16 protein-coding genes are annotated in these 12,328 nt (G+C 43.7%); 6 read left to right on the plus strand and 10 right to left on the minus strand.

Features of this window, described 5'->3' with window-relative positions; translation table 11 throughout:
- The first annotated feature begins 87 nt into the window (after nucleotides 1-87).
- Both HYN59_RS09890 and HYN59_RS09895 read left to right on the plus strand, forming a co-directional pair.
- A complete protein-coding gene (locus HYN59_RS09890; RefSeq protein ID WP_108778108.1) occupies nucleotides 88-1,350 on the plus strand; it encodes an asparagine synthetase B in 1,263 nt (420 codons plus the stop codon).
- 115 nt (nucleotides 1,351-1,465) lie between these two features.
- On the plus strand, nucleotides 1,466-1,888 hold the full coding sequence (locus tag HYN59_RS09895; protein WP_146185914.1) for a hypothetical protein: 423 nt from the start codon (nucleotides 1,466-1,468) through the stop codon (nucleotides 1,886-1,888).
- 12 nt (nucleotides 1,889-1,900) lie between these two features.
- Here the strand turns inward: HYN59_RS09895 and HYN59_RS09900 are convergent, their stop codons facing one another.
- The 5 genes from HYN59_RS09900 to HYN59_RS09920 form a co-directional block, all read right to left on the minus strand.
- A complete protein-coding gene (locus tag HYN59_RS09900) occupies nucleotides 1,901-2,368 on the minus strand; it encodes a hypothetical protein (protein ID WP_108778110.1) in 468 nt (155 codons plus the stop codon).
- 139 nt (nucleotides 2,369-2,507) lie between these two features.
- Nucleotides 2,508-4,175: a M14 family metallopeptidase gene (locus tag HYN59_RS09905; protein WP_108778111.1), complete on the minus strand. Its 1,668-nt coding sequence runs from the start codon at nucleotides 4,173-4,175 to the stop codon at nucleotides 2,508-2,510.
- Nucleotides 4,176-4,235: 60 nt separating this feature from the next.
- Nucleotides 4,236-4,691: a pantetheine-phosphate adenylyltransferase gene (coaD, locus tag HYN59_RS09910; protein ID WP_108778112.1), complete on the minus strand. Its 456-nt coding sequence runs from the start codon at nucleotides 4,689-4,691 to the stop codon at nucleotides 4,236-4,238.
- A gap of 58 nt (nucleotides 4,692-4,749) precedes the next feature.
- On the minus strand, nucleotides 4,750-4,941 hold the full coding sequence (locus HYN59_RS09915; protein WP_108778113.1) for a DUF433 domain-containing protein: 192 nt from the start codon (nucleotides 4,939-4,941) through the stop codon (nucleotides 4,750-4,752).
- 135 nt (nucleotides 4,942-5,076) lie between these two features.
- On the minus strand, nucleotides 5,077-6,063 hold the full coding sequence (locus HYN59_RS09920) for a D-alanine--D-alanine ligase (protein ID WP_108778114.1): 987 nt from the start codon (nucleotides 6,061-6,063) through the stop codon (nucleotides 5,077-5,079).
- Nucleotides 6,064-6,354: 291 nt separating this feature from the next.
- Here HYN59_RS09920 and HYN59_RS09925 point away from each other — a divergent pair, with 291 nt between their 5' ends.
- The gene (locus HYN59_RS09925) at nucleotides 6,355-6,963 is read left to right on the plus strand and encodes a PASTA domain-containing protein (protein ID WP_108778115.1); all 609 of its coding nucleotides are present in this window, start codon (nucleotides 6,355-6,357) and stop codon (nucleotides 6,961-6,963) included.
- 2 nt (nucleotides 6,964-6,965) lie between these two features.
- A complete protein-coding gene (locus HYN59_RS09930) occupies nucleotides 6,966-8,006 on the plus strand; it encodes an RluA family pseudouridine synthase (RefSeq protein ID WP_108778116.1) in 1,041 nt (346 codons plus the stop codon).
- A 199-nt stretch (nucleotides 8,007-8,205) separates the two neighbouring features.
- Here the strand turns inward: HYN59_RS09930 and HYN59_RS09935 are convergent, their stop codons facing one another.
- The 5 genes from HYN59_RS09935 to HYN59_RS09955 form a co-directional block, all read right to left on the minus strand.
- Nucleotides 8,206-8,736, minus strand: a complete 531-nt coding sequence (locus HYN59_RS09935; protein WP_108778117.1) for a YceI family protein — start codon at nucleotides 8,734-8,736, stop codon at nucleotides 8,206-8,208.
- Between the two features lie 110 nt (nucleotides 8,737-8,846).
- Nucleotides 8,847-9,569 carry a pirin family protein gene (locus HYN59_RS09940; RefSeq protein WP_245895717.1) on the minus strand — a complete coding sequence of 241 codons (723 nt, stop codon included), beginning with the start codon at nucleotides 9,567-9,569 and terminating at the stop codon, nucleotides 8,847-8,849.
- Nucleotides 9,570-9,908: 339 nt separating this feature from the next.
- Complete coding sequence (locus tag HYN59_RS09945) at nucleotides 9,909-10,493, minus strand: Crp/Fnr family transcriptional regulator (protein WP_108778119.1); 585 nt, start codon at nucleotides 10,491-10,493, stop codon at nucleotides 9,909-9,911.
- A gap of 117 nt (nucleotides 10,494-10,610) precedes the next feature.
- Entirely contained in the window at nucleotides 10,611-10,970 is a 360-nt protein-coding gene (locus HYN59_RS09950; protein ID WP_108778120.1) for a VOC family protein, read from the minus strand.
- Between the two features lie 2 nt (nucleotides 10,971-10,972).
- Entirely contained in the window at nucleotides 10,973-11,491 is a 519-nt protein-coding gene (locus HYN59_RS09955) for a DUF4199 domain-containing protein (protein WP_108778121.1), read from the minus strand.
- A gap of 182 nt (nucleotides 11,492-11,673) precedes the next feature.
- On the opposite strand from HYN59_RS09955, the gene HYN59_RS09960 reads away from it, so the two are divergent.
- Nucleotides 11,674-12,009: a type II toxin-antitoxin system RelE/ParE family toxin gene (locus HYN59_RS09960; protein WP_108778122.1), complete on the plus strand. Its 336-nt coding sequence runs from the start codon at nucleotides 11,674-11,676 to the stop codon at nucleotides 12,007-12,009.
- A 4-nt stretch (nucleotides 12,010-12,013) separates the two neighbouring features.
- The gene (locus HYN59_RS09965) at nucleotides 12,014-12,313 is read left to right on the plus strand and encodes a helix-turn-helix domain-containing protein (protein ID WP_108778123.1); all 300 of its coding nucleotides are present in this window, start codon (nucleotides 12,014-12,016) and stop codon (nucleotides 12,311-12,313) included.
- The last annotated feature ends 15 nt before the right edge of the window (nucleotides 12,314-12,328 follow it).

A 12,328-nucleotide genomic window follows, 5' to 3' on the forward strand; every position in this document is an offset into this window, starting at 1 on the left:
TGACTTTCCGAAATAATTTGAGTTATTTTACGTTATATAAACCGCCATCATTTTGTTTATCTTTGAAATTAATAATGAAAAAGAAAAATGCTTTTTAAAAGAATATATTTAGTACTGCTGTTGGTTATTTCATTTGGAGCCAAAGCCTCTATGATACTGATCCCCATGGATGAGAGTACCCAGCAGAACCACCTGAAAGCTTATGGTATTACCTATTGGGCGCTTGATAAAAGCTACAAAGCCAATTGGCTGCTCAATTACCGTGGGGGATCATTCCTTTTGCCGGACGCCGAAGAGATTCGCCGCGAGTGCCAGATACGTGGGGTGAGCTATGAAGTGATAAGCGACAGCGAGGCCAATAGTATCCTTGACGATATCAGTAGCCCTTCGCAAAATATGGAGAATGTGGTGCTCGAAAAAGCGCCGAAGATCGCGGTGTATACGCCCAAAGGCAAGCAGCCTTGGGACGATGCCGTAACACTTGTGCTAACGTATGCTGAGATACCATTTACGCCTATTTATGACGAAGAGGTGTTGGGGGATGCCCTGCTGCTGTACGACTGGCTGCACCTGCACCATGAAGATTTTACGGGCCAGTACGGCAAGTTCTTCGGGATGTACCGTAATGCACCCTGGTATATTGAGCAGAAAAAAGATGCAGAAGCCCTTGCCACAAAACTGGGCTTTGAAAAAGTGTCCGACGAAAAGCTGGCAGTTGCTATCAAGATCAGGAACTTCGTTGTAGGCGGCGGATTCATGTTCGCCATGTGTTCGGCGACCGACAGCTTTGATATTGCGCTTTCGGCAGAAGGGGTAGACATCTGCGAAGCGATGTTCGATGGTGATGCCAGCGACCCGAACTACCAGTCGAAGATAGATTATAACAACTCTTTTGCGTTTAAAGACTATATTCTGGAACGCAACCCGATGGTTTATGAGTTTTCCGACATCGATACGACTAATAAGCGCGCTGTCCTTCCTGATAATGATTATTTTACCCTCATGGAATATTCTGCCAAGTGGGACCCGATACCTTCGATGCTTTGCCAGAACCATACGATGCTTGTAAAAGGATTCATGGGGCAGACCACCGCTTTTTATAGCGATAAAGTAAAGTCGAGCGTGCTGGTTATGGGTGAGAACAAGCAGACCGGCGAGGCACGTTACATCCACGGTACAAAAGGAAAGGGAATGTTTACCTACTATGGTGGCCACGACCCCGAAGACTACCAGCACAGGGTAGGGGATGCGCCCACTGTACTCGACCTGCATCCAAATTCTCCCGGCTACCGCCTGATATTGAATAATGTACTGTTTCCGGCAGCAAGGAAGAAAAAACTTAAAACGTAAGGTGAAGGTGCTGAGGGGCTGAGTTCGTAAGAGGCTTAGTTTGTAAGTAGTCTGCGACAAATGGTAAGTGCGAAATCCTGAATTCCAATTTTCTAATTGACTTAAGCCAAGCCAAATGAGGATATTATGCTTTCTGCTATTTTTTATGTGTCTTTCGGAAGGTTTCGCACAAACCGTTCGATTTGAACACATAGGTGAATGCGACAAACCAATGCCTGCTTTTTACATCCAAGAGGGAAAAACCCGGGCCTATGAGCTCACCCCTTCTTATCTTTCTCTAATTACAACCGACCCTAAAACGTTTGAAGCACTGTCATCTTATATTATGGAGAACAGGCCCCGGCATTATGTTTTTGACAGTATAAGTAATAATTTTGGCACCTATCGGGTTACATTTAAAGACAACAAAAATTATCCACTTTCTTATGAACTTAATATAAGTGAGGCAAGGATTTTCTTTGAAAAACTGCTTCCATTGCTGAAATCGCATGTGGATTTTTATGATGATGTGGAAAATCTTATAAGAAGATTGGGATAGAAGCAGTTTATCTCAACTGATCCACATAGATAATACTTTTTTGATCTTCCATTTTTTGTTTACTTTTTCTAATACAAACGTTTGACCATAACCAGATAAACGACCATAAGAATATCCTAGCGATACTACTGCAATAGTACCATTTTTTGAGAAAATAGGTTTGCTAATTGTTATAAGTGCTTTTTCTCCGTATTTCCCATGATATTGTTCCCAGAAAAGGCTGCTATTATTAGCCTGTTCCGCATTATGGGACATTTTACTAATTGTATCATCTGAAATGAGATTAACTTCTGCTAATAATTTTTCAGAATGCAATTGAAATGCAATAGTATCATTTAATTGCCTTTGTATAATACGAAAATCTTCTTTAGGGAAGACATTTTTTATTTTTGACACAAGATAATCAGTCTCATGATAAGACTCGTTTGTAAGCTTATCGCGTAAATTTCCATCTTTATCTAATGATTCCCTTTGCGACAAACAAAACTCAATAACCTCGTATGTACTTTTTCGTAAGGTATGACATTGCTTACTTTCAATGCTTTTTTTTCGCAGGAAAGAAAAATACAAGCTATCAATAGAAGGAGTATCGTTGTTTTAAGGCCTGGCCTTCCCATAATTATTTTACCATACGATACACAGGATACTCCATATGCGTCTTCTCATAATATTCTGAATGCATATAAATCCAGTCAAGCTGTGCTTCACCATCATCCGAGAAAGCTTTGTCCTGCTTCTTTTTGGCATCAAATTCGGCTTTTAGCTTAGGGTTGTCTTTTAGCAATTTCGCAGCCGTATCTTCAAAAACATAGGCTGAAAAATATTCTTTCTGTTGCAGTATCGCATCAAAAAAGTTCCAGTTGAAATAAGAGTCAATGGCCTGTGGCTCCAATGTTTCCAAAAGGTATTTCACGCCCGGCTGGCTCGTTTTTATAACAAAGTCGCCTTTACGGAAACGCACTTTATGTGTCGTTGCCTTTATTTTTACATCACTGTGCGGGTAATGGCCTTCATACGGATATTTACCGGTCTTATAATCGACGATACGGTAGCTTTCCACCTCGATCTCTGTGTCCTGCGCCAATGGTTCCATGGTAATGTTATTGATCTTTAGCAATTCAATGACATTCCACCAGGATTGCGGGATGATATAGGCTTCCGGGATCGTGACTTCCAATGCCGGTTTATATTGCTGCAAATATGGCACAGTCTTGCTAAACGGCTTCTTCCTGTCGTAATACAGCCTTGGCTTGCCGGATACATCGCTTGGCTTATGCCCGCCTTCGTAGCCCAAAAACGGAAGCAGTGTTATTTCTGTCGAATCGATCTGCCATTGCAGCGGGTAGTGCATGCCGGGCTTGTAATGGCCGTTGCTTTCGGCGCGCAGTTCCTTTATCTTATTGTGGTTTTCCTCAATATAGGCAAGGGTTTCGGCCATGTATTCGTAAGTAACCTTCACGCGGCTGGCATAGTCTTTCAACATGTGTGTTTCGGGCATCGACCCCGGTACATTGAACATTGAGGCATACCCTGTGGAGTACCTCGGATGGTCCATGAACTGCTCAAAACCGCTGTCCGGCTTTTCGTCGTGGATGTTCACATAAGGTGTTGCTTCTATGCCTTTAGCCTTCATTCCGGCAAGGATCTTCGGCATCATTTCAGCCTTGAAATAATTGCCAAGGTTACCACCCAGCTTTTGGTGGTGTGTCGCGATGTAAGTGAAAATATATTGGTAATCGGCGCCGTTGCTCACATGGTTGTCTATAAACACATCGGGCTGTACCTTTTGGAATATCTGCGCAAAGCTGCGTGTGTTTTTCGTATCACTCTTTACAAAGTCACGGTTCAGGTCGTAATTGCGATCATTTCCGCGAAAGCCGTAGCTTTCCGGCCCGTTCTGGTTAGCGCGGGTGTGGGAGTTACGGTTCAGTGCGCCGCCAATGTTATAAACGGGGATATTGACAATGACCATATTCTTAGGTGCTTTAACTTTAGCTGTTGCCAGGTCGCGGTACAGCATCATGGTAGCGTCTATGCCATCCGGCTCGCCCGGATGTATGCCGTTGTTGAGCAGCAGCACTGCTTTATTTTTGTGTATCTGTTCGAAATCGAAAACGTTGTCCGGATTATATATTATAATGTGTAAGGGTATACCACTGTCTGTTGGGCCCATTTCCAGCATCTGGATGGCTTCAAAGTCTTTATCCAGGAGTTTAAAGAAGGCGATGATTTCCTCATAAGTTGCCGTTTGATTACCGTTGCCTTTTTCGTAGGGAGTAGTATACATATTTTTTGCGCAGAAAGCGTTGCGGTAAACAGCAACAGGATTAGGAATTTTTTCATACTATTATTTTACCCGCACCGGATCGGGGACAAGGATGGTGTAATCGCCGCCATTCCGCAGTACATCCCGCACAATGCTCGAACTGATGTGGGAAGTGCTGATAGCCGTCAGCAAGAATACCGTCTCAATTTTCGAAAGCTGCCTGTTGGTATGGGCTATCGCTTTTTCGAATTCAAAGTCCGCAGGATTGCGAAGCCCTCTCAAAATAAACTGTGCACCCACTTTTTTGCAAAGGTCGATAGTGAGGCCTTCGTAAGTTATGACCTCTATTTTGGGCTCATCAGCGAAAGACTCCTTTATAAAACGCAGGCGCTCTTCCAGCGAAAACATATATTTTTTCTCGGCATTTACCCCAATGGCAACAATGATCTTATCGAAAAGGCCAACACCACGCTTAATAATATCGTAATGCCCAAGGGTTATTGGATCGAAGGATCCGGGGAAAACGGCTATTCTCATTTTTTAGTTTCAGGTTTAAAGTTTCAGGTTTGTCTGATTGTTCTGCATCTGCTTAGGCTCACCTATTACAGTCAATGCATGCATTTACTTGTTCAGCATTTAATTCAGGAAAATCGTTTAAGATATCCCGAATTGTCATTCCACTTTCAAGCCAATTCAATACATCTTCCACAGTTATCCTTGTACCGGTAATTATTGGTTTACCAAAACGTACATTTTGATTTAGTTCTATATAGCGGCTTTCAACCATGATTATTTCTTTTTCTATGTTCGGGTTGACTTCTCCTCCTTTGGAGGGGTGCCCGCAGGGTGGGGTGGTTTTACATTATAGTTTAACCACCACGGCTTTCAGCCACCTCTCCAGAGGTGGGGAAGTCCAATCATATTATCGTTTCCAAAGCACTTTACGCTCCTGTGCCAAAGCTATCTCGCTATCCAGCAAATCGCTCATCGCTATCCCTGCGTGTGCGGCTTGCTGCGGGAAGATGCTTTGCGGCGATAATCCCGGATTGGTATTGATCTCTATAAAATGCGGTTCGCCATCCATTACGATAAAATCAGTACGGCTAAACCCGCTCATTCCCAATGCTTCATAAGCTTTGGCAGCAGTTTCGCGGATCTTTTTCTCCGTGGCAGCGTCAACCCTTGCCGGGGTAATCTCTTCCGACTTGCCCAGGTATTTGGCTTCGTAATCAAAAAAATCGTTGTGCGATACGATCTCGGTCAGTCCCAGTACAGTGGTTTCGCCTTTATAATTAAGCACTCCAACCGAAACTTCAGTTCCTTTCAGGTACGATTCAATAAGGATGTCATTGTCTTCTGCGAAAGCGAACTCCAGCGCCTTTTCAAAATCGGCCAGGTCGTTCACTTTTGAGACACCAAGGCTGCTGCCGCTCTGGTTGGGCTTTACCATAAACGGCAATCCGAGTGTCTCCTTCACATCTTCAGCAGTAATCGGATCGCCTTTTGACAGGTAAATGGACTTTGCTCTCGGGATGTTGAACTTCGCTAATACGCTCAATGTGTCACGTTTGTTAAACGTTAATGCGCTCTGGTAAAAGCCACAGCCGGTATAAGGTATTTCAAGCAGTTCCCAATACGACTGCAGGTGGCCGTCCTCGCCGGGTGTTCCGTGTACCGTATTTACGATGGTGTCGAAAGTTGTTTTTTGGCCATTTTTCTCAAATGAAAAATCCCCTTTATTTATGGGGTACTTTTCGCCGTCGATGATAACATTCCACCCTTCCGGAAGGATATGTAACTCAAAAGGCGTATATTTATTTTTGTCAAGGTTGTTGAGGATCAGCTGCCCGCTTCGGATAGAAATAACGGATTCATCTGAATATCCGCCCATTACCACTGCTATGTTCATTGTTTTAAAGGTTTGTTGATTTGGCCTGCAAAACCGGAATTGCCGCAAGCTTACACAAAAATATCATTATTTGCGTTAACTACAGATGTCAGGTACAAATTATAACGTTCCGGTTGTCACTTCGAGCGCAGTCGAGAAGCAAAAAACTATAAAAATATCTATTTCGACTGCGCTCAATATGACATTTTTATAGTTTCTTACTAAATTTCGTTTCAAAACAATATTGTTGTGCCGGAACTTCATTAACTATAAAGTTTAGTATTATTTATATCTTTGCCAAAATTCATTTACATGAGCCTTAAAAATTTTTTGACTAGTAAAGTTTTCTTCAAGCACCTGGCTATAGCCCTCGGGATTGTGATAGTGGTTATTTTCCTGCTCCTCCAATGGCTGAGCTTTGCGACCAACCACGACCAGAAGATACCGGTGCCTGACCTTCGTAAAATGACAGTTGAAAAAGCAGGGGAGACACTGGAGAATATCGACCTCGAATATATAGTGCTTGATACGGTAGACTTCAGGCCTGAGTTCCCGCCCTACAGCGTTGTAGAACAGGATCCGCTGCCAAATGCAAATGTTAAGGAGAATCGTAAAATATATATTAAGGTGAACGCGGGCAAATTCAGCATGATCTTGCTGCCGGACCTTGTACAGAAAACCTACAGGGCTGCAGTACCTATGCTTAAAGGAAGCGGGCTCGAAGAAGGCAAGAAGACCTACAAGCCATATCTTGCTAAGGATGTTGTACTTGAAATGTGGCAGAACGGCAAAAAGCTGAAGGCAGGCGATAAAGTAATGAAAGCTTCCAAGATCGACCTGGTACTGGGCGATGGCAAAACAGGATATGAAGAGCCGGACAGCACAGGTACACAGGATATTAATATTGATGACGAAGAATAACGATGACAGGACCAATTTTAGAGAACGAATCGGAAGACGAACTATACGAACATCACAGGTTTGAAGCCGGGAAAGGGCAGGCCCCGTTAAGGGTCGATAAATTCCTGATGAACCTTATTGAAAACACTACACGCAACAAGATACAGCAGGCTGCGGAACTGGGTAATATTTATGTAAATGATATTCCTGTAAAGTCGAACTACAAGGTTAAGGCCAACGATATCGTGAGCATGCGCCTGGAGCACCCGCCGTATGAGTACCTGCTTACCCCTGAAAATATCCCACTTGACATTGTATATGAGGATGACCAGCTCTTGGTTGTGAACAAGCCTGCAGGTATGGTAGTACATCCCGGGCATGGCAATTATTCCGGTACGCTGGTGAATGCGCTGGCTTATCATTTTGAGAACCTGCCGATGAACAGCAGCGAGAGGCCGGGATTGGTGCACCGCATTGATAAAGACACTTCCGGCCTTTTGGTTATTGCCAAGACCGAACAGGCGATGGCGTATCTTACCAAGCAATTTGCCGAGAAAACATCCGAGAGGGAATATGTTGCGCTCGTATGGGGCAATATCGAAGAGGAGGAAGGCACTATAGAGGGACACATAGGCCGCCACCCTAAAGACCGTATGCAGAATACCGTTTATGTGGATGGCAGTGAGGGCAAGCACGCAGTAACGCATTACAAGGTGCTGGAACGCTTTGGTTATGTAACTTTAGTATCCTGCCAGCTTGAGACCGGCCGTACCCACCAGATACGCGTACACATGAAGCATATAGGGCACACTTTATTCAACGATGCCCGTTACGGCGGCGACCTTATACTGAAAGGCACAACGTTTACCAAATACAAGCAGTTCATTGAGAATTGCTTCAAAGTACTGCCAAGGCAGGCGCTCCATGCCAAAACATTAGGCTTTGAGCATCCTGTTACGAAAGAATTTTTGCGTTTTGAAGCGCCCATACCACAGGATATGACAGAGTGCATCGAGAAATGGCGGGTATATTCCAAATCGCATACGGTAGAGGAAGAGGATTAAACTATTTTGGGCGTGTCCCTTTGGGCCGGGCTTTCCGCTATATCTGCTTCGTGCCCTGCCTTTGCCGGCAGGCAGGCTCAGCAGGATGCCGCTACAATCCCTCACATATTCGTTACACACAATATTTTCAGTTATCGACATAAACAAAAACCCCGCAACATCACTGCTGCGGGGCTTTCAAATATAAAAACCAAACCAATTATTGTTTTACGAACTGTACGTCGATTACGAGTTTTACTTCTTCGCTTACTAACACACCGCCGGTTTCAAGGGCTGCGTTCCAGGTAAGGCCGAAATCTTTGCGGTTCAGCTTGCCGGTTGCGCTAAATCCTGCTTTGGTGTTGCCCCAGGGATCTTTTGCGATACCGCCGAATTCCACAGCAAGGGTTACTGGTTTTGTAGTGCCTTTGATGGTAAGGTCGCCGATAAGCGTATAATCTTCATCACTGTTCTTTTTGAAGGAAGTCGATTTGAAAGTGATCTTGCCATGCTCTTCAGTACCGAAGAAATCAACAGTTTTCAGGTGGTTGTCACGGTCGGTGTTGCCTGTGTTTACAGAATCAACATCTGCGCTGAAATCAAATTGCGCATTCTCGAAGTTATCATCTTCTGTAGTCGCTTCAGCTGTAAAGGTGCCAAACTTGCCCGATACGTTGCTGAACATCATGTGTTTTACTTTAAATCCGATCTCTGAGTGGGTTGGGTCTATTGCCCATTTGGTTGTTGCCATTGTTTTTAAAATTTTAATGTTATTATATTTAATTAAATGTGTATCTACAATATTTGTATATACAAATGTATGGAGATTATTTTATAATGAAATCATTTTTTTGAAAATATTTATCGCAAAGTCATTGGGACTTCCATCAGCAGTATCTCAGCATCCTGCGAATTAGCGGTAACGGTTATTGCATCGGTGTCCCATATCCCAAGGCCGTCGCGTTCTTTAAGCGCAATGGAGCCGATGGTAAGTTCACCTTTTATTACAAAAGCATAGATGCCGTTACCTTTTTTCTTAAGCGAATAGCCTGCCTCAATATCCTTGTCAAACGTGCCAAGGTGGAACCATGCGTCCTGGTGTATCCACACGCCTTCATCGTCCGGGTTAGGGGAGAGCACCTGCTGTAGTTTGTTATGGCGGTCGGCTTCAGATAAAGTAACCTGCCCGTAACGTGGCGTTACATTTCTTTTATTCGGGTATACCCATATCTGCAGGAATTTGGTCAGCCTGTCTTTGTTGCGGTTGTATTCGCTGTGGTATATTCCCGTGCCGGCGCTCATCACCTGGATATCGCCTTTACGTATCACGGCGGTGTTGTCCATGCTGTCTTTATGCTCCAGGTCGCCTTCCAGCGGAATGGAGATGATCTCCATATTATCATGCGGGTGCGTGCCAAAGCCCATGCCGGGATCTACCCTGTCGTCATTTAGTACCCTGAGCACGCCAAAATGCATACGGTCCGGGTTGTTGTAGTTTGCGAAGCTGAAGGTGTGGTGCGAATCCAGCCAGCCGTGGTTGGTATGACCACGTGTTTCGGCGCGGTGCAAAACCGTGTTTTCCAGTACCAGCGAGCCCGGGTTGGGCAGGTGGTTAAAACCTATAGGCTCTAAGGGCGCAATTTCGTCAATGTCGTTTTTAAGCGCATCACCCAACGCAGCCGATGTAATGAACATCCCTGTTCCCATCAGGCCCTTCTTTATAAAATCTTTTCTGTCCATAATAAGTCGTTGTTTAATTACAGGGCAAAGTTGCGGCTTTATAAAGTCGTGGGCATTGAACTGGGACAAGAAAACAATTTCAGATTTCAGATCGTAGATTTCAGATTGAGCTTCACTCCTGCTGTAAAAAGCACGTTTAGAGAGTATGAGTGGAATCTGAAATCTACGATCTGAAATCTGAAATTAATTCCTTGCGACTTTCGCCCTCGTCTTGCTAAGGAACTCCGCAGAGATACCTAGATAGGATGCGATATAATGCTGGGCCACGCGCTGGGGCAGGGTGGGGTAGAGCTCCAGGAACTCCAGGTATTTTTCGAGTGCGGTCTTTGATATGGCATTGAACAGCCTGTTTTGTGTGGTAGCGAGGTTACGCTGAATCAGGATGCGGAAAGCCCTTTCGAACTTTGGCGCTTTCGCGAAAAGCTCCTCTTTGGTTTCAGGGGTAAAGACAAGGAATTCACAGTCTTCCATCGTTTCGATAAAGATGCGGCTTGGCTTATCCTCATAAATACTGAAAGAGATGTCGCTTACCCACGCATCCTCTATGGCAAATTGCAGTATCACTTCAAACCCGCTGGGGTCTATGTAGTATTTCCGCACACAGCCTTTCAGTACGAATGCTTCAAAATCGCACATCTCGCCTTCGCGCAGCATAATGGTCTTTTTTGGCACCTTTTTATATGTTGCAAGCGCGTTGAAGATATCCAGCTCTTCCTCTGTAAAGCTCACATAGCGGCTGATGCTTTTATTTATCTGAGAAAAGTCCATAGCGTAAGGGATTTTCTACAAATATAAAAGATAGCTACGAATTACACTAATTTACACCAATTCTATAAGTAGTGCTAATTTGTGTAATTCGTCGCGAAAATTATAACGGGAAGATTATTATCCCGCAACCGGTTCCCACAACTCGATCTTGTTGCCTTCCGGGTCGTATATCCATGCGAATTTGCCATATGACTCGTCCATACGGTTCTCATCGATACGGACACCCTTTGCCGCAAGGTCCTCCAACAGTTCATCAAGCCCTTCCACACGGAAGTTGATCATGAACTGCTGCGCCATGCTGCCAAAATAATCGGTGTCTTCTTTAAAGGGGGAGAATACAGTTGGCCCGGCCTCCTGCATCCATATATAGCCCGTTGTTGCCGAATTGATGCCCAGGTGGTCATAATACCATTGTGCCTGTGCCTTGCTGTCTTTGGAGCGGAAGAATAGTCCGCCCAATCCTGTTACTTTTCCCATAATTATTGTTGTAGTTTTGGTTTACGTTTTAATATCAGTGCGCTGATTAGCGATACGATGATGCCCAGCGGAAGGATCTCCTCATAGGTTTTCATGACCACAAACCAGGGTTTTTTATAATCAAGAACAAACTGGTTCATTTCGGCGGTTTTCTCTGCAATAACCTTTTCCGTTTCGCCATCCGCCCTGAGGCTGTCAAGATATTGGGCCGAAAGTTTTTCGGCAAAGTCAGGATAGATGTTGTACAGGTAAAAAAGCCACACTACTACATATATCGTAGCAGTAATGAGCGAGATATACAGGCCTATCTGTAAGGCATTGCCAAAGGTAATAACTCCGCCGTGCGCGTTGCGGTATTTTACGGTAGCAACAAAAATAAGCGAAAAGGCAGCCAGCATGGAGGCAAAGCCGATGACCATGCTCACCATCATATTGGTGTGGCCGGTAAGCATTGTGATGAGGTAGCCGATGACAGAAACAGCGCCCCCGATAAGCCCATAAGTAAGTACAAGTTTTTTCATGATAATTTGTTTATGTTTATGGGGCAAAGTTGCGCATCCGTCTGAAATTAGGCCTCATACTTTCGGGTGATTTTGGGTGTTTACAGTGGTTTTATGTAATTTAACCAAAGATAAAATGTTTTTAATACCAATCAACGTAAATTAGATTTGGATAATGTTCACTTTTGAGATAACTTTGTCTAATGATAAGGAAAATCATATTTTACGAAAACCATTTTATTGAGTTCTACAAAAATCAGGATGAGAAGGTAAAAGTCAAGATCCAGTATGTACTTGAACTTATAAAACAAGTGGAAAGGGTTCCTGAGAAATTCCTTAAACATCTATCGGGTACAGATGGCCTTTATGAAATAAGGGTCGAATACCAATCTAACATCTACAGGATATTCTGTTGTTTTGATGAAGGCAGGCTGGTTGTACTGTTTAACGGCTTTCATAAAAAAACGCAAAAGACCCCGGCCAATGAACTTGAAAGGGCAATAAAGTTGAAATCTGAATATTTTGCACAAAAAAAATAATGCTATGAAAAATTACGATAACATAAATTCATTTGATGAACTTATTGAGCGTGAACATGGGGCAATAGGGATGGAGTCCCGAAATCGCTATGAGGAAAATTCCCAAATGTTCATCATTAGTGAAATGCTTAAGGAAGCGCGAAGGGAAGCTAACCTGACACAAGAACAATTAGCTGAAAAAACGGGTACTAAAAAAAGCTATATCTCAAAGATAGAAAATGGCAAAGGTAATATACAGCTTTCCACACTGATCAGGATCTTCGAAGTGGGCCTCAACAAGAGAATTGGGCTGACATTTTTGTAGTTATTCAAATAGTGT

The sequence above is a fragment of the Flavobacterium album genome, from assembly GCF_003096035.1.
Classification (GTDB): Bacteria; Bacteroidota; Bacteroidia; order Flavobacteriales; family Flavobacteriaceae; genus Flavobacterium; species Flavobacterium album.